At 62.0% G+C, this 18,579-nt stretch carries 17 protein-coding genes; 12 read left to right on the top strand and 5 right to left on the bottom strand.

Features of this window, described 5'->3' with window-relative positions; translation table 11 throughout:
• Positions 1–173: 173 nt before the first annotated feature.
• Positions 174–434: an ArsR/SmtB family transcription factor gene (locus tag RlegSU303_RS19295; protein ID WP_003552646.1), complete on the bottom strand. Its 261-nt coding sequence runs from the start codon at positions 432–434 to the stop codon at positions 174–176.
• A gap of 167 nt (positions 435–601) precedes the next feature.
• On the bottom strand, positions 602–1,366 hold the full coding sequence (locus RlegSU303_RS19290; protein ID WP_131718836.1) for a sulfite exporter TauE/SafE family protein: 765 nt from the start codon (positions 1,364–1,366) through the stop codon (positions 602–604).
• Between the two features lie 107 nt (positions 1,367–1,473).
• Between RlegSU303_RS19290 and RlegSU303_RS19285 the strand changes: the two genes are divergently transcribed.
• Both RlegSU303_RS19285 and RlegSU303_RS19280 read left to right on the top strand, forming a co-directional pair.
• Entirely contained in the window at positions 1,474–2,127 is a 654-nt protein-coding gene (locus tag RlegSU303_RS19285; protein ID WP_131709789.1) for a thiamine phosphate synthase, read from the top strand.
• A gap of 10 nt (positions 2,128–2,137) precedes the next feature.
• Complete coding sequence (locus RlegSU303_RS19280; protein WP_131718837.1) at positions 2,138–3,220, top strand: tetratricopeptide repeat protein; 1,083 nt, start codon at positions 2,138–2,140, stop codon at positions 3,218–3,220.
• Positions 3,221–3,259: 39 nt separating this feature from the next.
• Here the strand turns inward: RlegSU303_RS19280 and RlegSU303_RS19275 are convergent, their stop codons facing one another.
• Positions 3,260–5,002 (bottom strand): chemotaxis protein, encoded by a 1,743-nt coding sequence (locus RlegSU303_RS19275; protein ID WP_131718838.1) that lies wholly within the window; start codon positions 5,000–5,002, stop codon positions 3,260–3,262.
• A gap of 342 nt (positions 5,003–5,344) precedes the next feature.
• Here RlegSU303_RS19275 and RlegSU303_RS19270 point away from each other — a divergent pair, with 342 nt between their 5' ends.
• From RlegSU303_RS19270 to RlegSU303_RS19225, 10 genes are all read left to right on the top strand, one after another.
• A complete protein-coding gene (locus RlegSU303_RS19270; RefSeq protein WP_131718839.1) occupies positions 5,345–5,674 on the top strand; it encodes an STAS domain-containing protein in 330 nt (109 codons plus the stop codon).
• Positions 5,671–6,039 (top strand): response regulator, encoded by a 369-nt coding sequence (locus tag RlegSU303_RS19265; protein WP_003552634.1) that lies wholly within the window; start codon positions 5,671–5,673, stop codon positions 6,037–6,039. Before RlegSU303_RS19270 ends, RlegSU303_RS19265 begins: the two co-directional genes overlap by 4 nt.
• Positions 6,036–8,093, top strand: coding sequence for a chemotaxis protein CheA (locus RlegSU303_RS19260; RefSeq protein WP_131718840.1), 2,058 nt, complete (start codon positions 6,036–6,038; stop codon positions 8,091–8,093). Before RlegSU303_RS19265 ends, RlegSU303_RS19260 begins: the two co-directional genes overlap by 4 nt.
• Entirely contained in the window at positions 8,090–8,599 is a 510-nt protein-coding gene (locus RlegSU303_RS19255) for a chemotaxis protein CheW (RefSeq protein WP_017962036.1), read from the top strand. The genes RlegSU303_RS19260 and RlegSU303_RS19255 overlap by 4 nt, the downstream gene beginning before the upstream one ends.
• Positions 8,600–8,630: 31 nt before the next feature.
• Positions 8,631–10,340 (top strand): methyl-accepting chemotaxis protein, encoded by a 1,710-nt coding sequence (locus RlegSU303_RS19250; RefSeq protein WP_131718841.1) that lies wholly within the window; start codon positions 8,631–8,633, stop codon positions 10,338–10,340.
• A 267-nt stretch (positions 10,341–10,607) separates the two neighbouring features.
• Complete coding sequence (locus RlegSU303_RS19245; RefSeq protein WP_131718842.1) at positions 10,608–12,530, top strand: HAMP domain-containing methyl-accepting chemotaxis protein; 1,923 nt, start codon at positions 10,608–10,610, stop codon at positions 12,528–12,530.
• Between the two features lie 171 nt (positions 12,531–12,701).
• Positions 12,702–14,519, top strand: coding sequence for a methyl-accepting chemotaxis protein (locus RlegSU303_RS19240; RefSeq protein ID WP_131718843.1), 1,818 nt, complete (start codon positions 12,702–12,704; stop codon positions 14,517–14,519).
• Entirely contained in the window at positions 14,516–14,998 is a 483-nt protein-coding gene (locus RlegSU303_RS19235; protein ID WP_205928051.1) for a chemotaxis protein CheW, read from the top strand. Before RlegSU303_RS19240 ends, RlegSU303_RS19235 begins: the two co-directional genes overlap by 4 nt.
• Positions 14,999–15,027: 29 nt before the next feature.
• The gene (locus tag RlegSU303_RS19230; protein ID WP_131718845.1) at positions 15,028–15,885 is read left to right on the top strand and encodes a CheR family methyltransferase; all 858 of its coding nucleotides are present in this window, start codon (positions 15,028–15,030) and stop codon (positions 15,883–15,885) included.
• 61 nt (positions 15,886–15,946) lie between these two features.
• Positions 15,947–17,044: a protein-glutamate methylesterase/protein-glutamine glutaminase gene (locus tag RlegSU303_RS19225; protein ID WP_003542816.1), complete on the top strand. Its 1,098-nt coding sequence runs from the start codon at positions 15,947–15,949 to the stop codon at positions 17,042–17,044.
• Positions 17,045–17,094: 50 nt separating this feature from the next.
• Here RlegSU303_RS19225 and RlegSU303_RS19220 read toward each other — a convergent pair whose 3' ends face one another.
• Both RlegSU303_RS19220 and RlegSU303_RS19215 read right to left on the bottom strand, forming a co-directional pair.
• Entirely contained in the window at positions 17,095–17,835 is a 741-nt protein-coding gene (locus tag RlegSU303_RS19220; protein ID WP_017962030.1) for a 3-oxoacyl-ACP reductase family protein, read from the bottom strand.
• A gap of 75 nt (positions 17,836–17,910) precedes the next feature.
• The gene (locus RlegSU303_RS19215; RefSeq protein ID WP_017962029.1) at positions 17,911–18,489 is read right to left on the bottom strand and encodes a TetR/AcrR family transcriptional regulator; all 579 of its coding nucleotides are present in this window, start codon (positions 18,487–18,489) and stop codon (positions 17,911–17,913) included.
• Positions 18,490–18,579 lie beyond the last annotated feature (90 nt).

Genomic DNA, 18,579 nt, shown 5'->3' with positions numbered 1-18,579 from the left:
CAACAAGGTAAATCCATCCATTCCGCCAAAAATTTGCAAGAACCGGTGATTTGACACCATATTTGCGCCAGTCCGATGCATCCGGCATCGTGGCTGGCGCTTTTGGGTCTGTCACGTCTCACATCGCATTCTTATGATTCGCATCGTATCCCCAGATCTTACGGGAACATGCATCAGGCCCAGAACTGATCCAGCCACAAATTGAGCTTGTCGAAGCCACGGTTATTGACTGCGTAGATGCGTTTGGTGCCTTCCGAGGTCACGGAAACGAGATTGCTGTCGAGAAGCGCCTTCAGGTGCTGTGAAACAGCGGGACGGCTGATCGGCAGGCCTTCAGCGAGCTCATTGACCGTCCGTGGCGCGCGACGCAGTTCCTCCAGCAGAAACCGCCGGTTCGGATCGGCAATCGCAGAGAAAGGGTCGGTATTCGACATGGCGGCAACGCTACGTCAAACTGGCCGCGCCAGCAAGGAAATTGTGCATTGCAGCGTGTTGCTGCAAAATTCCTTAAATCGAGATCGATCTAAGGAATTATGCAGCAATTCAAAGTGCTACAGCGTCCTTTGCGCGTCTGAAGAGACGCGCGGCGCTGTAGGGCCTCTTACCAGCCAAGGCCCTCGCGCACGATCAGGAAGGCGGCGATCAGCGCCATTGCATACATGAAGGGATAGAAGATCTGTGGCCTCATGCGGCGCACGCACCAGGCGCCGGCAATGGTGGCGAGCGGGGCGAAGGGCAGAAGCGTTGCCGAGGTCGCGAGGTTCTGGGTGCCGAGCTGGCCGAGCGCGAAATATGGGATCAGCTTGATGGCGTTGAGGATCGCGAAGAAGCGTACGCTGGTGCCGGTATATTCGCGTGGCTGCAATTTGAGCGGTAGGGCATAGATCTGGAACGGCGCGCCGCCGGCATGGGCGACGAAGCTGCCGTAACCGGAAAATGTGCCCCAGAGGCTGGCGGCCACCGGCCGCTGGTTGCGCGGCGGGATCAGCTTGCCGGCGGCCGGGCCGAAATTGCTCCAGAAATAGCGCAGGCAGAAGAGGATGGTCACCGCGCCGATGACGATGCGCAGCATGTTGCCCGGAACCAGCGCCGAGGTTGCCCAGCCCAGCGCGATGCCGAAGATGGCGCCCGGCAGCATGATCTTCAGCGTCGTCCAGTCGCCATGCTTGCGCCAGATGACAAGCGAAATCATGTCCATCAAAATCAGGATCGGCAGCAGGATGGCCGCTGCCTCGACCGGCGAGACGACAAGGGCGAGGACGGGCAAGCCGATCAGCGACAAAGCGTCGCCCATGCCGCCCTTTGCGAGGCCCACCAGCAGAACGGCGGGCACGGCGGCGTAGTAGAATGACAAATCCTGCGGCATGCTTTCGACGTCCTCCTCTTGCCAGCCTCGTCTAACGGAACTACTCACACAAAACGAGTGCGGATCCCTCATTTCGAAGGGGAATTCGCAGGAAACGGAAAGACCCCATGACCGAACCGGAAAACCGCTGCCGCCTTGTGCTCATCGTAGCCGATATCGCCGATGCCGATGAACAGGCAAAGATCGTCGCCGACGCGCTGAAGGGTGGCGATGTCGCCTCGGTGATCGTGCCGCAATACGGGCTCGACGACGGCACCTTCCAGAAACATGCCGAAAAGCTGGTGCCGTTGATCCAGGGCGTTGGCGCCGCCGCGCTGATTGCAGGCGACAGCCGTGTCGCAGGCCGGGCGAAGGCCGACGGCCTGCACCTTTCCGGCAATGCGGAGGCCCTTTCGGAGGCGATCGACAAACATGCACCGAAGCTGATCGTCGGCGGCGGCAACGCGGCCGACCGGCACCATGCGCTGGAGATCGGCGAAGTCAGGCCGGACTATATCTTCTTCGGCAAGCTCGACGGCGACATCAAGCCGGAGGCGCATCCGAAGAACCTGGCGCTCGGCGAATGGTGGGCCTCGATGATCGAGATTCCCTGCATCGTCATGGGCGGCACCGATCCAGCCTCGGCGCTCGCCGTCGCCGAGACCGGAGCGGAGTTCGTGGCGATGCGGCTGGCGGTTTTCGCCGAGCCCGCCCGGGCGCCGTCGGTCGTCGCCGAGATCAATGCGTTGCTTGACGAAAAAGCGCCACGGTTTGAGGATTGAAATCGCGCTCATGCCGATCCCGCCCGCCCGTCTTTTGAAATATCTCCTCGCCGGTATGGCCGCCTTCCTTGCGGCCGGGCCGAATATTGCCTTGGCGCAGGCGCCGGACAGCGTCATCAGCCAGCCGGGCACGGGGCCGGCTTCGACCTTCCGCACCGACCGGCCTTCCAGCCCGGGCGTGCAGCCCTCCGATGGCGTCGGCGTATTCGACCGCATGGGCGCGAAGCTGCCGGACCTGCCGCCGGAGAAGGATTACAAGGGGCCGACCGACGAGGCTTACGGCGCCTTCCAGCGCGGTTATTATCTGACGGCAATGGACAAGGCGCTGCCGCGCGCCCAGCTCGGCGACCCAGCGGCGCAGACGCTGATCGGCGAAATCCTCTCGCAGGGCCTCGGCGTCAAGAAGGACGTGAAGAACGCTGCCTTCTGGTATGGCAAGGCGGCCGAAGGCGGCGATGCGGCGGCGATGTTCAAATATGCGCTGATCCTGATGGAAGGCGAGGGCGTGCCGCGTGACAAGGTCAAGGCCGACGACTACATGCACAAGGCGGCCGAGGCGGGCAATCCTTCGGCGGAATTCAACTGGGCACAGCTTCTCATCGCCGACAATCCCGGCGAGAAGGGACTGAGGCTCGCGCTGCCATTCTACGAGAAATCGGCTGAGCAGGGCATTGCCGATTCGCAATATGCCGTGGCGCAGATCTATGCGACGCTGAAGGACCTGCCGGAGGAAAAGAGGAAGCTCGCCCGCGAATGGATGGTACGCGCGGCGCGCGCCGGCTTCGACACGGCCCAGCTCGATCTCGGCATCTGGCTCGTCAACGGCGTCGGCGGGCCGAAGGATTACGTCAAGGGCTTCGAATGGCTGAAACTTGCCGCCAATGGCGGCAATGTCGCCGCGCAGAACAAGCTCGCCCATCTCTATATCAATGCGATCGGCACGGCGCCCAATCCGATCGAGGCGGCGAAGTGGTACGTGCTGTCGCGCCGGGCCGGGCTCGCCGATCCGGCGCTCGAGGATTTCTATCTCGGCATCGAGGACACCCAGCAGAAGGCGGCGATCGATGCCGCCAACAAGTTCCGGCGGCGATAGCGGCCGTTTGTCGACCCGGCCGACGACAGGCGTTTCAACCTAAAAAAGCGCATCGGCGAAGAGGTCTTCATCGTTTTCGGCTTTGGCGGTTTCGGCGGGAGCGGAGGTGCTGTCCTCGCTTGCCGGAATGATGCCGCGATGAATGCTGCGCTCCTGGACCATCGTGTAGTGCTTGAAGATCTTGCGGTCGAGCGGCGCGATCGTCTCGGCGAGATCGGAGATATCGGCGATATCGGTGCCGGCGACGCCTTCGAGCATATCGGCGCAGCCGGCAAGGACTTCGCCCAGATTATGCTGGAAATCGAGCTTGCCGATCAGCAGGCTGATCTTGGTGGCGACCTCGCGACCGTTCTCGGCGAGCACCTTTAGCTCGTTTTCCATCACGTTGGCTGCGGAGCGGATATTGCCGACGGCCGACGTCAGGCTTTCTCCGAGATTGCCGGCTCCGGCATCCGTGGCGGGGGCGACGCGCCCGGCCGCAGCTTCGAGCGCCGGTAGGCCGTTGACGATGGCGTCGGCGGAATCGTCGAGCTTGCCGGCGAAGATGCGCAGCTCGGCGGTGACGACGTTGATCGACCTGCCTTCCTCGCCGAGCCGGCTGCAGCGCAGGTTGGTGTTCAAAGCCATATAGTGAATGTCGGTCTTGACGGCGCGGATGTTGCCGATCGCTTCGGAGAGCTTGGCTGCCGTACCGATCGTCGACTGGCTCACCTCGTCGGCCTGGCGGCTTGCCGTGTCGACCTGCTTGACGATTTCATGGGCGGCCGAAACGCTGGATTCCAACGCGCGCATGAAGTTGCCGCCGGCCTCGCCACTCTCACCGCTCATCTGATCGCGCAGCTTGAGAATCTCCCGCATGTCGTGGTCGAAACTTGCGATTGTCTTGATGACGTTTTCGGAATCCCGCTGGAAATTTGCGCACATGTCGCTCATCTGTGCCGCTGTCAGATGGTGAATGACGTTCTGGAGGCGCTTACGCGCGCCGGCGTCGAGTCTGGCGCCATCCTCGCCGGCAAAGAAATCTTCAAGCAGAGAAAAGGTGGCCTGAACATGCTCGATGCGCTGACGGGTGATATCGCCGATCTGCAAGGCAGACAGGGTCGAGGCGACCTTGCTCTGGACGGCGCGGGCGATTGCGCCGACCTCGCGGGCGATGACGCCGAGATCCTTGCGATGTCCGGCGATCTTGGCGGCATCATCGCGCAGGGCTCCGGCGACGGCCGGAACAGTATCGGCATAGCTCTTGGAAACACCGGCGCCAAAGGAGGCGGCGAGCTTGACCTCCTTGTCGAGACTGTCGAGGTGCGTGGCGAAACGGTTGACCTCATCGGTGCCGGAATAGATGCGCTCCAGGATCTCCTGGGCGAAGCCGGCGAATTCGGCAAGGCCGGCACCGGTAATCTTCACGGTCACCGCGAAGGTTCTCAGATAACGCATCGTCTCCTGCATGTCGGCGACGTGCTTGCGCAGTTCCCTGCCGGTATGCGCCAGAGAGACGAGCGCCTGCTGCCGGTTTTCCGCGGTGACGGGCAGTGCCATCAGGCTCTCCACCGTGGCGCGGAGATCGGCGCTGGTGTCGCTCGCCTCCTTGTTATCGAGCGCCGTGGTGACACTCTCGAGCGAGTTCAACAGACGGTTGAGGACATCCATTACCGAGAGCAGCACGGTGCCGCCTTCGAGGAAACGTTCCTCGACCTGGCTACGAGCAGATTCCAGGGTCTGGCTGATGTCCCGCCCTGACGTGTAGGCTACAGCGTTCGATAGTACCAGAGCGTGTGCCAATTTTATACCTTTTCTCAAAATACAGGCAATTCGACTCTATTTTTACGAGCAGGATGGAAACGTCCGGTAAACGCGCCGGGACTCGCCAGCGTTGTGATTAACGAAAGATGTCGATGGGGTGCCGGTGAAAGCGTCACTGTCGCGCGGGGTAGTTCAACATACTGTTTTTACATTATTTATTTCTAAATTTTGAGGAAAAAATATAACTTATCCCGGATGAGAATTGGGAGTCGCGGAACGCGCTATACGGCAGTTTCCTACAACCGCTGTTTACTCTGCATTAACGCTGCCGTGAGAGTCCTTTTAGGGTCATCAAGTATTTCCCTGGCCCAGGAGGCTGCATTGGATACTCAAAAACAATATTACGAATCTATAAATTTGCCGGACGTCCTCAGTATTCGCAACGTATCCGAACTATATTCAAAATTTACTGATGAATTTCACAGCAATGATACAATCATCATCAGCATTCCCGAAGGCGCGGAAGCGGATCTGAGTTTCGTTCAACTCATCGAATCCTCGCGCCGCCAAGCAAAAGCCAAGGGAAAGACGTTCAAACTTTCTTCGCCGGCCAGCGGCTCTGTCCTGAAGGTACTTGAACGCGCAGGTTTCATTGAATCCTTCAATCACGAAGACGCAAATTTCTGGTTGCATAAAGAGGTGACGTTATGAGTGCAAATATCCTGACTGTCGACGATTCCGCCAGCATCCGTCTGACCACCAAGGTCACGCTGACCAATGCCGGCTATAGCGTCACCGAGGCGGTCAACGGCGCAGAAGGCCTCGCGACGGCCAAGGGCAGCAGCTTCGATCTGATCGTGACCGATCTCAACATGCCTGTCATGGACGGGCTGACGATGATCGAGGAACTGCGCAAGCTGCCGGCGCAGGCCGGTGTTCCGATCATCTTCCTGACGACGGAATCGGACGCCGATCTCAAGGCGCGTGCCAAGGCCGCGGGTGCGACGGGCTGGCTGACCAAGCCGTTCGACCCGGAAAGCCTGGTGAAGATCGTGAAGAAGGTTCTCGGACGATGAGTACGCTCGATCCGGTTGCCGTATTCCGCACCGAAGCCGCCGAATGCCTCGAAGCGATCGAGGCCGGTCTTCTCGACCTGACCCACCAGCTCGACAACAAGGATCTCGTCGACGCCGTGTTCCGCGGCCTCCACACGCTCAAGGGCTCCGGCGCGATGTTCGGTTTCGAGGCGCTTGCCGCCTTCACCCATCATTGCGAAACAGCCTTCGACCGTGTCCGCAAGGGCGAGGTCGCGGCGACCAGCGAACTGGTCGCCGCCGTTCTCGCTGCCCAGGACCATATGCGTGCTCTCGTCGACCAGCCAGACGCCGATCACGGCGATACCGGACATAAGCTTCTGGCGCAGCTGCAGGCTGCCGTCGGCGGCAAGGAAGCGGCGCCAGCAGCAGCGTCGGCCGCTATTCCCGTCACCGCAGCCGTGCCCGAGGCATCGGCGAAAAAGAAGAACAGCTGGCGTATCCGCTTCAGCCTGCCCGCCAATTCGATGGCGAACGGCACCAATCCGCTCGGCCTGCTGGACGAGCTGCGTGATCTCGGCGAATGCACCGTGCGTGCCAACAGCTCGGCCATTCCGCCGCTCGACGAGTTCACTCCAACGGAACTCCACATCTCCTGGGACGTGACGCTGACCAGCGAGCAGGACCGCTCGGCGATCGACGACGTCTTCATCTTCGTACTCGACGACATGGAACTCAGCGTCGAGGAGATCAGCGGGCAGGCAGCGGCAACCGCCGCTCCGGTCGAGGAAAAGGCTGCACCTGCCCCTGTCGCCGCAGCATCGGCGGCCCCCGTTTCATCGACCACTGTCGCGGAGTTCCGTCCCGTCGAGGCGGTTCCGGTCAAGCGCGAAGTGCTCGCCGCCGTCAGCCAGGCGAAGGCGGCTGAGAATGTCCGCGTTCCGGCCGAACGTCTCGATGAGTTGATGGACCGCGTCGGAGAGCTCGTCATCGCGCAATCGCGCCTCAGCCAGCTCGCCAGCGCCAGCACCGATATCGCACTGCGCTCCGTCTCGGAAGAGATCGAACGTCTCTCCGGTGAATTGCGCGACACGATGATGGTGCTGCGCATGGTGCCGGTCGCCACCCTCTTCTCCCGCTTCCGCCGCCTCGTTCACGATCTCGCTCGCGAGACCGGCAAGGTGATCGAACTGGTGACGGAGGGCGAGAGCACCGAAGTCGACAAAACCGTCATCGAACGTCTGGCCGATCCGCTGGTGCATCTGGTGCGTAACTCGATCGATCACGGGCTTGAAACGCCCGCCGACCGGCTTGCCTCCGGCAAGACCGAAGCCGGCACGGTGACGCTTTCGGCCCGCCAGGCCGGCGGCGAGGTGATCATCTCGATCAAGGACGACGGCCGCGGTATCAATCGCGAACGGGTTCGCGCCAAAGCGGAATCCTCCGGCCTCATCCAGCCCGGCCAGCCGCTTTCCGACTCCGAGCTGCTGCAGCTGATCTTCGCCCCCGGCTTCTCGACGGCCGCCGCGATCACCAATCTGTCCGGCCGCGGGGTCGGCATGGACGTGGTCAAGAAGACGGTTGAGGCGCTCCGCGGCGCGATCGACATCGTCAGCGTTCCGGGACAGGGTTCGGAAGTGTCGCTGCGCATCCCGCTGACGCTCGCCATCATCGACGGCCTGCTGGTGCGCGTCGGTTCCGGCCGCTACGTCATCCCGCTCTCGGCGGTCGAGGAATGCCTCGAACTGTCGCTCGAGGAAGATCTTCGCTCGCGCGGCCGCAGCTTCATCTCGCTGCGCGACAGCCTGGTGCCGTTTCTGCGCCTGCGCGACCTCTTCCGCACCGGCACCAAGCCCGACGTGCATCAGAAGGTCGTCGTCATCTCGACCGGCACGGAGCGCGTCGGCCTCGTCGTCGACCAGATCATCGGCGATCACCAGACAGTCATCAAGTCGATGTCGAAGCTGCACAATAACGTCGCGACCTTCTCGGGCGCGACCATTCTCGGCGACGGCAGCGTCGCTCTCATTCTCGACGTCGGGCACCTGGTTGCCGCGGGTCAGCAACAGGAGGCGCAATTGCGTGTAGCAGGATGAGTGCAACAGCAGCAGCCGAACGATTTGACAACCACTGGAACTATGCCGAGGAAGTCGAGGTCCTGACCTTCGATCTCAACGGCGAAACCTTCGCGCTGGAAGCTGTCATCGTCCAGGAAATCCTGGATCTGCTTCCCGAGACCGCGGTGCCGGGCAGCCAGCCCTTCGTCGCCAGCGTCATCAACTTTCGCGGCAAGGTCATTCCGCTCGCCGATCTGCGTCTCGCCTTCGGGATGGAAGCAGCAGAGGCGACGATCGACAGCCGGTTCATCGTCATCGAGATCGATCTGCAGGGCGAGCCGACGCTCGTCGGCCTCAGGACCGATAAGGTGAACGAGGTGACGACGCTTGCAAAATCCGCCAGCGAGGCGCCACCGAGCGTCGGCATGCGCTGGCGCGCCGATTACATCAACTGCCTGGTGAAGAGGGGCGGAGAATTCATCATTCTCCCCAATCTGCAGGCGATCTTTTCATCGAGGCACGACGCGGCGGGAGCCGCCAGCTGATGTCGGCTGAGTTCAAATTGGGGTTAGACCGATGCGATTGACAATCAAGACAAAACTGGTGACGGCGTTCACTTTCATCATCCTCATGCTTATGGGCACCGCTGCCTACGGCATTTTCAGCCTAGGATCGCTGAACGACACGATTGGCAATCTTCTCGCCGGTCCCGCAGCCCGTCTCGACCTCGCCCAGCAAATCAACATTGCTCAGCTCGAGGCCATCCGCCAGCAGAAGAACCTGCTCGCTGCCCGCACTGCCGACGAAACCGCAGGTGCGATCGCCAAGGGCAATCAAGCCCGCAAGGACTTCACAGATGCCTTCGGCCAGGTACTGGCGTTGGCAACCGAAGAAGGCAAGGCGCGCTGGGCGCGCATTGCCGAACTTTCCAAGACCTTCACGGCAGCCGACGATCAGATCCGTGACTTTGTGAAGGCCGGCAACGCCGAAGGCGCAAATACCGTCTCCGTAACCGCGGCGCGGGCCGCTGCCAACGACATCGACTCGACGCTTAGCGAAATCCTGGCACTTGAAAAGCAGCGCATGAAGGCCGCCGACGATGACGCCGACGCGCAGTATGCGGCCACACGCACCATGATGATGGCGGTGGCAGCCGTTGCGCTGCTGGTTGCTGCGATTACCGCATTCTGGATCGCCAGCACGATCAGCAAGGGCCTTAGCCGTGCCAACGCCGTGGTTCGCGAAGTGTCGGAAGGCGATCTGACGAAGATGGCCGACATCACAAGCCGTGACGAAATCGGCGAACTTCTGGGCAACGTCAACACCATGATCGAACGTCTGCGCGGCGTCGTTGCCGACGCACTGTCGGCCGCCGACAATGTCTCTTCCGGCAGCCAGGAACTTTCGGCGAGTTCGGAACAGGTATCGCAGGGCGCCACCGAACAGGCCGCGTCGGCCGAAGAGGCTTCCGCTTCGATGGAGCAGATGGCCGCCAACATCAAGCAGAACGCCGATAACGCCGCCCAGACCGAAAAGATCGCCCGCCAGTCGGCCAAGGATGCGGAGATGAGCGGGGAAGCGGTGACGCGTGCCGTCGACGCCATGCGCACGATCGCCCAGAAGATCGGCATCGTCCAGGAAATCGCCCGCCAGACCGATCTCTTGGCGCTCAACGCTGCCGTTGAAGCTGCTCGTGCCGGCGAGCACGGCAAGGGCTTTGCGGTCGTCGCTTCGGAGGTGCGCAAGCTTGCTGAACGCAGCCAGTCGGCTGCCGCCGAAATCAGCTCGATGTCGAGCGATACGGTCAAGGCTGCCGCCGAAGCCGGCGACATGCTCGGCCGGCTGGTGCCCGATATCCGCAAGACGGCGGAACTGGTGTCCGAGATCAGTGCGGCCTGCCGCGAACAGGATATCGGCGCCTCGCAGATCAACGAAGCGATCCAGCAGCTCGACAAGGTGACGCAGCAGAATGCCGGCGCTTCCGAGCAGATGTCGGCAACCTCCGAAGAGCTCGCCTCCCAGGCGGAAGAACTGCAGACTTCAATCGCCTTCTTCAAGGTCGATACGGCAGGCAGCGCGCGGTCCGGTGCCTACAAGGCGCAGCCAAAAGCTTCGGCCAAGGTGATCAAGGCTCCGGCCGCTGGCCGCAAGCCCGGCCCGCAGGCTCACAGCCAAGGCCGCGGCCAGACGGTTTCGGCGCAACAGCAGCGCCTCAAGGGCTTTGCTCTCGATATGTCGATGGGCGGTCCAGACGCCAGCGACGACGATTTCAGGGAGAGCGCATAAGCGTCTCCTGGGGAGAGGCTAAGCTCTCCCGGGAAAGCGCTTGAGCTCCTTCGCCTCAAACTGATCCCTCGGGCTGCTCCGGCGGCCCGAGGCGGGAATATCCCCCAACGCATGTAGGCGTTGGCGCTGCGATCGATAGATGTCCGGCTGCCGGGAAGTGAATGTAGTCGCTTTCCCCCTTTTCAGACACATCACTCTCAAGCTCGACGTCCCGCTGACGGGACGTGTCTCTATCCATTCGTTTTGACCGCAAATAGGGGGTATCACATGCGTTTCACCATCAAGCTCAAACTGGGTCTCGCCTTCGGCATCATGACGCTGCTGCTGATCGGCATCGCGGTTTATGGAAGCCTGAGCCTCGGCACCTTGAACGAGGCGAGCGGCAAGATGATCGACGGCTCTGTGCGCCGCCTGGAACTGGCGCTGAACGCCAATATTGCCGAAGTCAACGCCATCCGCGCTCAGAAGAACGCTCTGCTTTCCACCGATCCTGACGCGGCTGCCGGCTTCTACAAGGAAGCCGACCAGAACCTGCAGGTCATGTTCGATGCCGTCGATGCCGGCTTTGCCATCGCCTTGCCGGAAGGCAAACCCCATTGGGAGAAGCTGCGGACGGTCGGCGGGAAATTCCGTGAAAAATCCGCCGAGCTGCAGCAGCTTGACGCCAAGGGCGACAAGGCCGGCGCGCTGGCACTTTCACTCGGCGACCTCCGGGCAATGACCGGCGACATGGGCGATGCGATCTCCGCCCTTACCGAGATCCAGCGCAAGGGCATGCAGGCGACCAACCAATCGAACACCAATCTCTATAACTCAACTAAGCTGATCCTCACCACCGCGTCCGGCATCGCTGTGCTCGTGGCGCTCGGTGCTGCGTTGTGGATCACGCTCGGGATCAACAATGGCCTGAAGAAGATCACGACCGTCGCAAACGCCGTCGCAATCGGTGACCTCAACCAGAAGGTCGATGTCAGAACCAATGACGAGATCAAGGATCTGATCAATACGGTCAATACCATGACTGCCAATCTGCGCGCCACGGCAGCACTTGCCGATCAGATCGCCATGGGCGACCTCAGCACCGATGCCAAGCCGCTTTCGGACAAGGATACGCTCGGCATCGCGATGCAGAGCATGATCTCCAACCTGCGGACCACCGCCGGCATCGCCGATCAAATCGCGAACGGCGACTTGACGGTGTCTCCAAAGCCGCTCTCCGACAAGGATGCGCTGGGCATCGCGCTCGAACAGATGGTCGAGCGCCTGCGCGGCGTCGTCGCCGATGCGATCTCGGCCGCCGAGAACGTCTCATCCGGCAGCCAGGAACTTTCGGCAAGCTCGGAACAGGTGTCGCAGGGCGCCACCGAACAGGCCGCTTCCGCCGAAGAGGCGTCCGCCTCGATGGAGGAGATGGCGTCGAACATCAAGCAGAACGCCGACAACGCCGCGCAGACGGAAAAGATCGCTCGTCAGTCGGCGAAGGATGCGGAAGCCAGTGGCGAGGCTGTCTCCCGCGCTGTCGACGCCATGCGTACGATTGCCCAGAAGATCGGCATCGTCCAGGAAATTGCCCGCCAGACCGACCTTCTCGCCCTCAACGCTGCCGTGGAAGCGGCTCGTGCGGGTGAGCACGGCAAGGGTTTTGCAGTCGTTGCATCCGAAGTGCGCAAGCTTGCCGAACGCAGCCAGTCGGCTGCCGCCGAGATCAGCTCGATGTCCAGCGATACGGTGACCGCAGCCCAGGAAGCGGGCGAAATGCTCGGCCGGCTGGTGCCCGATATCCGCAAGACGGCCGAGCTGGTTTCCGAGATCAGTGCTGCCTGCCGCGAACAGGATATCGGGGCGGCCCAGATCAACGAGGCGATCCAGCAGCTCGACAAGGTGACGCAGCAGAATGCCGGCGCCTCCGAGCAGATGTCGGCAACCTCGGAGGAACTCGCCTCCCAGGCGGAAGAGCTGCAGACATCGATCGCCTTCTTCAAGGTCGACATGGCAGGCGGGAGCCGCGAGCGCGCACCGGCTACAAAACTCACCGCCCGCAGCCGGGCTCCGGCCGCACCGCGCAAACCTGTCAGCAAGGCGCCTGCCAATACGGTCGCCGGCCAGCAGGCCCGCGTGAAGGGCTTTGCCCTCGACATGTCGATGGGAGGGCCGGATACGGCCGATGACGAGTTCCGTGAAAGCGCATAGGGCTTTTCCGATGCAGAAGCTGGGGGCCGCGGTGGATAGCGGCCCTCGATTGAACCGGTGCATGGACGCACCTGGTCATGCCGGCTCCGCTGGTGACGCATGAAGCGTTTTTACGACGGCACGATGTGCGATCTGGCGGAATATCCGCCGCGGTACTAACGGGGGTTTGAAATGCGCTTCACAATCAAATTAAAACTGAGCCTAGTGTTCGGTTTCATCGTTCTCCTGACCTGTGCGATGGCCGGTCTTTCGATCTATAATCTCTCGTCGCTGAACAGCGAGATCTCGATCATGGTTGCCGGTCCGGTCGCCAATCTGCGCGATTCCGGCGATCTCTCCGAAGCCGTGATGCGCTCGATCCGCGCCGAAAAGGATGCGATCATCAACACCGATCCGACCAAGATCGCCGGTTATGTCGATGAGATCTCGCAGCAGCGCGAGCAGATCAAGACATTGCAGGCTCGCCTCGCTGCTTCGGAAGACCCTGATATCAGGAATGGCATGGGCCAGTTCGGCGATCTCTACGGCAAGTGGACAGCGCTGCAGGATCGCGTCGCCGGTCTCGCCACGCAGAACACGACGGAGTCCAACGCTCAGGCCGGCGTCATCTCGATGGGCGAAGGTCAGCAGGTGACGACCCAACTGCTCGGCATCCTCACCAAACTGAACGACACGGTGACCGGCAACGTCGCCGAAACCGACGCCGCCACCAACGACCAGTATGCGCACTCGCGCAATCTGCTGGTCATGATGACGATCGGCCTGATCATCGTCTCGTCGGCAGCAGCGATTTGGATCCTGCTCAACATTTCGCGCGGCCTGAAGCGCGCCGTCAACCTTGCCGATGCCGTCAGCATCGGCGACCTCGAACAGACTATCGAGCACAAGAGCAACGACGAAATCCGCGATCTCGTCAATTCGATGAGCCGGATGACGGCGAACCTGCGCACTACCGCAACGATCGCCAACCAGATCTCGAACGGCGACCTGACTGTCTCTCCGAAGCCGCTTTCGGAGAAGGATATGCTCGGCATCGCGCTGGAGCAGATGGTCGAGCGCCTGCGCGGCGTCGTCGCCGATGCGATCGCCGCCGCTGAGAATGTCTCGGCCGGCAGCCAGGAACTGTCCTCGAGCTCCGAGCAGGTGTCGCAGGGCGCAACCGAACAGGCCGCGTCCGCCGAAGAGGCTTCCGCTTCGATGGAGCAGATGGCCGCCAACATCAAGCAGAACGCCGATAACGCCGCCCAGACCGAAAAGATCGCCCGCCAGTCGGCCAAGGATGCGGAGATGAGCGGGGAAGCGGTGACGCGTGCCGTCGACGCCATGCGCACGATCGCCCAGAAGATCGGCATCGTCCAGGAAATCGCCCGCCAGACCGATCTCTTGGCGCTCAACGCTGCCGTTGAAGCTGCTCGTGCCGGCGAGCACGGCAAGGGCTTTGCGGTCGTCGCTTCGGAGGTGCGCAAGCTTGCTGAACGCAGCCAGTCGGCCGCTGCCGAAATCGGCGCGATGTCCGGTGATACTGTCAAAGCCGCCCAGGAAGCGGGCGACATGCTCGGCCGCCTGGTGCCCGACATTCGCAAGACGGCGGAACTGGTTTCCGAGATCAGTGCTGCCTGCCGCGAACAGGATATCGGGGCGGCCCAGATCAACGAAGCGATCCAGCAGCTCGACAAGGTGACGCAGCAGAATGCCGGCGCCTCCGAGCAGATGTCCGCAACCTCGGAAGAGCTCGCCTCCCAAGCGGAAGAACTGCAGACGTCGATCGCCTTCTTCAAGGTCGATATGGCGGGCGGCCGCCGTGACCGCACGCCAGCTGCCAGGATGACGGTGCGCAGTCCGGCTCCGGCCACCGCCCGCAAGCCGGGGGCCAAAAAACCAGCCGCCAACAGCGTCGCCGGTCAGCAGGCGCGGGCGAAAGGCTTCGCTCTCGATCTCTCCATGGGCGGTCCCGATGATGGGGACGCCGAATTCAAGGAAAGTGCATGATCATGGCCACGACCTCCCTGGAAGCGCAATTCGTGACCTTCAGCCTAGGCGAGGAGATTTTCGCCGTACCGGTTGAGGTCGTACGGGAAATCCTCGACTATGCGGAGGCCTTCAAGATTCCGAATGGTCCTGACTATCTGCTCGGCCTGCGCGATGTGCGCGGGCAGGGCGTGCCGACGATCGATCTTCGCTTGAAGCTCGGCATGATGAAGACCGTGCCGACGCCGCACACGCGCGTGCTCGTCCTCGACGTGCCGATGGAAAGCCGGCTTCTGACCCTCGGTCTTGTCGCCGATCGCGTCTTCGAGGTCACGCCGTTCCGGCGCGAGCAGATCGAGGCGGCGCCCGATATCGGCGTGCGCTGGCGCTCGGACTATATCGCCGGTGTCGTTCGCCGTGAAAACGGCTTCGTCGTCATCATCGATCTTGCACGCTTGCTGTCGCGCGAGGACGCCTCGGCATTGCAATCGGCGGCCTGACCGCGCATCAACTCGGAGTACTGCATTCTATGAGTATGGCAGCAGCGGTGGAAACCCAATTGCCGGGCGACCGGATCAGCAAGCGCAATTTCGACAAGCTTGCCCGGTTCATCTACGACTATAGCGGCATCAAGATGCCGCCGACCAAGCTGACGATGCTCGAAGGGCGGCTGAGGCGCCGCCTTCGCGCAACCAACCACGCGACCTTCGACGATTATTGCGACTTCCTGTTCAATGAGGATGGCCTCGCCCAGGAAACCGTCTACCTGATCGACGTGGTGACGACCAACAAGACCGACTTCTTCCGCGAAGCCAAGCATTTCGACTATCTTCAGAGCGTGGCGTTGCCGGCGATCTCCAACAGCGGCGTGCGGACCATCCGCACCTGGAGTGCGGCTTGCTCGACGGGGGCCGAACCCTACACGATGGCGATGGTGCTGGCGGAATTCGCCGAAGGCCGCAACGACGTCTCCTACAGCGTATTGGCGACCGATCTTTCCACCGACGTGCTGCAGACGGCGCGCCGCGGCATCTATCCGGAAGACCTCATCGCACCCGTGCCGCGCGACCTGCAGCGCAAATACGTGCTGACGGCCAAGCAGCCGGGCCGGCGGGAGGTGCGCATCACGCCGAAACTGCGCAGCAAGGTGGGTTTTGCCCGTATGAACCTGATGGACGAGAAATACGCGATCGGCGAACCGATGCACGTCATCTTCTGCCGCAACGTGCTAATCTATTTCGACAAGCAGACTCAGGCCGGCGTGCTCAACCGCCTCTGCAACTGCTTGGCGAAGGGGGGGTACATGTTCATCGGCCATTCCGAATCGATCACCGGCTTCGATCTGCCGTTGAAACAGGTCTCGAATACGGTGTTTCAGCGTATCTAAAGCGCATCGCGTCATCCCAAAACCGCTGTGCACTTCTGGACGACATGCATTAGGGGCACTCATGGCTAAGAAAATTCGCGTTCTCATCATCGACGATTCCGCCAGCATCCGCCAGACGCTGACCCATGTGCTGGAGCAGGATCCCGATATCGAGATCATGGCGGTCGCATCCGACCCCTTCATGGCGGCGCGGAAGTTGCAGGAAGAGATCCCCGATGTCATCACGCTCGATGTGGAGATGCCGCGCATGGATGGCATCACCTTCCTGCGCAAGCTGATGTCGCAACGACCGATCCCCGTCGTGATGTGCTCGTCGCTGACGGAGGCGGGATCGGAAACGCTGCTCCAGGCGCTGGAGGCCGGCGCCGTCGACGTCATCCTGAAATCGAAGATCGGCGCCGCTGACAGCCTTTCCGACGATGCGATGCGCATTCGCGAAGTCGTCAAGAGCGCCTCGCATGCACGGCTTTCCAACGTGCGCCGCGCCGCCGGAACCATCCGCTCTGCCTCAGTGGAAGGGCCGGCCAAGAAGCTGACGGCGGATGTGATGCTGCCGCCGCCGACGGGGCGGGCCATGGCGAAGACGACGGAGATGGTCGTCTGCGTCGGTGCCTCCACCGGCGGCACCGAAGCGCTGCGCGAGTTCCTGGAGGAACTGCCGGCCAATGCGCCTGGCATGGTGATCGTCCAGCATATGCCGGAGAAATTCACCGCAGCCTTCGCCAAGCGGCTGAACGGGCTCTGCGAGGTCGAGGTCAAGGAAGCCGTCGATGGCGATCCGGTGCTGCGCGGCCATGTGCTGATCGCGCCAGGCGACAAGCACATGCTGCTCGAACGCCAGGGTGCGCGCTACTATGTGAGCGTCAAGACCGGGCCGCTGGTGTCGCGACACCGGCCTTCCGTCGACGTACTTTTCCGCTCAGCGGCGCGCTCGGCCGGCTCGAACGCCATGGGGATCATCATGACCGGCATGGGCGACGACGGCGCGCGCGGCATGCTGGAAATGCATCAGGCCGGCGCCTACACGGTGGCGCAGGACGAGGCGAGTTCCGTTGTTTTCGGCATGCCGAAGGAGGCGATCGCCAAGGGCGGCGTCGACCGTATTCTGCCGCTCGATCAGATCGCTCGCGAAGTGCTGATGACGCAGCAGAAGTTTTAAGTCGGCTTCAACGGAACCGGCTTTTGATCATAGCCGTGCCGGGTTTCTATTCAGGCAAGATAGCCGCCGTCGATCGTCAGGCTGGCGCCGGTGACGAAGGCGGCCTCGGCACTGGCGAGATAGGCGGCGAGGCCGGCGATCTCACGGTCCTCACCCAGGCGGCCAAGCGCCATCAGCGGCTTGAGGCGCTCATGATCGTCCTCATTGGGGTTCATGTCGGTCGCCGTCGGGCCGGGCTGGATGTTGTTGACGGTGATGCCGCGTGGGCCGAGATCGCGGGCGAGGCCGCGGGTCATCGAGGCGATCGCGCCCTTCGTCATGCTGTAGACTGCGGAGGTCGGAAAGCCGCTGCGATCGGCGGTGACGCTGCCGATGGTGATGATGCGGCCGCCTTCCTTCATATGTCTTGCCGCTGCCTGGATGCCGACGAAGGCAGCGCGGACATTAACGGCGAACATCCGGTCGAAATCTTCGAGCGAATAGTCGTCGAGCGGGTTGAGGATGAGAATCCCGGCATTGCTCACGAGAATGTCGAGACCGCCGAAGGTCTCGGCTGTAAGCACGACGGCATCCTGTACGGCTTTCGCATCGGCACTGTCGGCCCGGATCGCCAGCGCCCTGCCGCCGGCAGCCTCCAGCTCGGCGACGATCGCCTTCGCCTTGTGCTCCGAACTGGAATAGGTGAAGGCGACCGCGGCGCCATCAGCGGCGAGCCTTCGGACGATGGCGGCACCGATGCCGCGCGAGCCGCCGGTAACGAGGGCGATCTTGGTGGAAAGAGGTTGAGGCATGCGGATTTCCTTCTGTTTTTTTGGATCGATCAGTCTAGAATTACTCATGGAAAAATCAGCTCGGAGTTGTTCTCGTCAGCGGAGGCTTCTGATTGCCATGCGTGCGATAGCGCGGAGCGTCGCGGGTGGGGCGCCGTTTCGGGCGCTGACTTTCATGCCCGACAAGGCAGCGCCGAGAAACCGAATGGCGTCGGCGATATCGATATCTGTTGCGAGTTCTCCGGTCCTGCGAGCCTCCCCGAGAAGGCTCTCGATCGCCGCGTGAAGCGCGTGGCCGGCGCTGTCGGTAAGAGCTGCGACCTCGGCATCGGTGCGGCCGAATTCACAGATGGCGCTGACACCGAGGCAGCCGCGCCGCGCCTCGGCAGCGGGACGTGAGGCGAAAGCGAGGAGAGCGCCTTCCAGCGCCTCGATCGGCCGGCCTTCGCGGCGAAGATCGGCGATGATCTTGTCGATGCTCTCTATATTGTAGCGCTTCAGCGCTTCCAGATAGAGACCGCGCTTGTCGCCGAAGGTGTCGTACATGCTTTGCCGGCTGATCTTCATCGCCGTCAGCAATTCCTCGGTCGAGGTGCCTTCATAGCCGTGCTCGGAAAATACGCCGATGGCGGCATGAAGGGCGGTGTCGCGATCGAATTCCTTGTGTCGTGCCATGACGAGGCTTCTACTGTTATTGGACTGATCTGTCCAGAATAAAATTAATGGTTTCCGGCACCGCAGGGCAGCCATGCACGCCTCCCCTTG

Origin of the sequence: Rhizobium sp. SU303 (genome assembly GCF_021052345.1) — a bacterium.
Taxonomy (GTDB): domain Bacteria; phylum Pseudomonadota; class Alphaproteobacteria; order Rhizobiales; family Rhizobiaceae; genus Rhizobium; species Rhizobium laguerreae.
The sequence above is the reverse complement of the archived record's forward strand: the minus strand, read 5'-3'. Positions and strand labels throughout refer to the sequence as shown.

Coding starts and splice junctions, on each gene's coding strand:
- RlegSU303_RS19295 (WP_003552646.1), bottom strand. CDS start 434: ATGTCGAATACCGACCCTTTCTCTGCGATTGCCGATCCGAACCGGCGG.
- RlegSU303_RS19290 (WP_131718836.1), bottom strand. CDS start 1,366: ATGCCGCAGGATTTGTCATTCTACTACGCCGCCGTGCCCGCCGTTCTG.
- RlegSU303_RS19285 (WP_131709789.1), top strand. CDS start 1,474: ATGACCGAACCGGAAAACCGCTGCCGCCTTGTGCTCATCGTAGCCGAT.
- RlegSU303_RS19280 (WP_131718837.1), top strand. CDS start 2,138: ATGCCGATCCCGCCCGCCCGTCTTTTGAAATATCTCCTCGCCGGTATG.
- RlegSU303_RS19265 (WP_003552634.1), top strand. CDS start 5,671: ATGAGTGCAAATATCCTGACTGTCGACGATTCCGCCAGCATCCGTCTG.
- RlegSU303_RS19260 (WP_131718840.1), top strand. CDS start 6,036: ATGAGTACGCTCGATCCGGTTGCCGTATTCCGCACCGAAGCCGCCGAA.
- RlegSU303_RS19255 (WP_017962036.1), top strand. CDS start 8,090: ATGAGTGCAACAGCAGCAGCCGAACGATTTGACAACCACTGGAACTAT.
- RlegSU303_RS19250 (WP_131718841.1), top strand. CDS start 8,631: ATGCGATTGACAATCAAGACAAAACTGGTGACGGCGTTCACTTTCATC.
- RlegSU303_RS19245 (WP_131718842.1), top strand. CDS start 10,608: ATGCGTTTCACCATCAAGCTCAAACTGGGTCTCGCCTTCGGCATCATG.
- RlegSU303_RS19240 (WP_131718843.1), top strand. CDS start 12,702: ATGCGCTTCACAATCAAATTAAAACTGAGCCTAGTGTTCGGTTTCATC.
- RlegSU303_RS19235 (WP_205928051.1), top strand. CDS start 14,516: ATGATCATGGCCACGACCTCCCTGGAAGCGCAATTCGTGACCTTCAGC.
- RlegSU303_RS19230 (WP_131718845.1), top strand. CDS start 15,028: ATGAGTATGGCAGCAGCGGTGGAAACCCAATTGCCGGGCGACCGGATC.
- RlegSU303_RS19225 (WP_003542816.1), top strand. CDS start 15,947: ATGGCTAAGAAAATTCGCGTTCTCATCATCGACGATTCCGCCAGCATC.
- RlegSU303_RS19220 (WP_017962030.1), bottom strand. CDS start 17,835: ATGCCTCAACCTCTTTCCACCAAGATCGCCCTCGTTACCGGCGGCTCG.
- RlegSU303_RS19215 (WP_017962029.1), bottom strand. CDS start 18,489: ATGGCACGACACAAGGAATTCGATCGCGACACCGCCCTTCATGCCGCC.